Genomic DNA, 1,228 nt, shown 5'->3' on the forward strand with positions numbered 1-1,228 from the left:
AAAAAAGGGCGTCCCGAGGGACGCCCTTTCCACAAGTTCTCGCGGGTGCGAATTACTCGATGATTTTCGACACAACGCCGGCGCCGACGGTGCGGCCGCCTTCGCGGATGGCGAAACGCAGACCGTCCTCCATCGCGATCGGCGCGATCAGCTCGACGCTGAAGCCAACGTTGTCGCCGGGCATGACCATCTCAGTGCCTTCGGCCAGGGTCACGGTGCCGGTCACGTCCGTCGTACGGAAGTAGAACTGCGGACGGTAGTTCGCGAAGAACGGGGTGTGACGGCCGCCTTCTTCCTTGGTCAGGATGTAGGCTTCGGCTTCGAACTTGGTGTGCGGTGTCACCGAACCCGGCTTACACAGAACCTGGCCACGCTCAACGCCGTCACGGTCGATACCGCGCAGCAGGGCGCCGATGTTGTCGCCGGCTTCACCGCGGTCCAGCAGCTTGCGGAACATTTCAACACCGGTGCAGGTGGTTTTCTGAGTGTCGCGGATGCCGACGATTTCAATCTCGTCACCAACGTTGATCACGCCACGCTCGACACGACCGGTCACAACGGTACCACGGCCCGAGATCGAGAACACGTCTTCGACCGGCATCAGGAACGGCTTGTCAACTTCACGCTCAGGGGTGTCGATGTAGTCATCAACAGCCGCCATCAGTTCCTTGATCTTCTCTTCGCCGATTTCCGGGTTGTTGCCTTCCATCGCGGCCAGAGCCGACCCTGCGATGATCGGAATGTCGTCGCCGGGGTATTCGTAGCTGGACAGCAGTTCGCGAACTTCCATCTCAACCAGTTCCAGCAGCTCTTCGTCGTCAACCTGGTCAACTTTGTTCATGAACACGACCATCTTCGGGATGCCAACCTGGCGGCCCAGCAGGATGTGCTCGCGGGTCTGCGGCATCGGGCCGTCAGCGGCGTTCACAACCAGGATCGCGCCGTCCATCTGCGCGGCACCGGTGATCATGTTCTTGACGTAGTCGGCGTGGCCGGGGCAGTCGACGTGCGCATAGTGGCGGTTGTCGGTCTCGTATTCCACGTGGGCGGTCGAGATGGTGATGCCACGTGCTTTTTCTTCCGGCGCGCCGTCAATCTGGTCATACGCTTTGAAGTCACCGAAATACTTGGTGATTGCTGCGGTCAGCGTGGTCTTGCCGTGGTCAACGTGGCCAATCGTGCCGATGTTGACGTGCGGCTTATTACGCTCAAACTTTTCCTTTGCCAT

At 59.9% G+C, this 1,228-nt stretch carries 1 protein-coding gene; it reads right to left on the reverse strand.

Features of this window, described 5'->3' with window-relative positions:
* Window positions 1–52 precede the first annotated feature (52 nt).
* A partial coding sequence (tuf, locus tag GOX66_RS25495) for an elongation factor Tu (RefSeq protein WP_170766713.1) occupies window positions 53–1,228 on the reverse strand: 1,176 nt, incomplete at its 5' end.

The organism is Ruegeria lacuscaerulensis, from assembly GCF_013031245.1.
GTDB lineage: Bacteria > Pseudomonadota > Alphaproteobacteria > Rhodobacterales > Rhodobacteraceae > Ruegeria > Ruegeria lacuscaerulensis_C.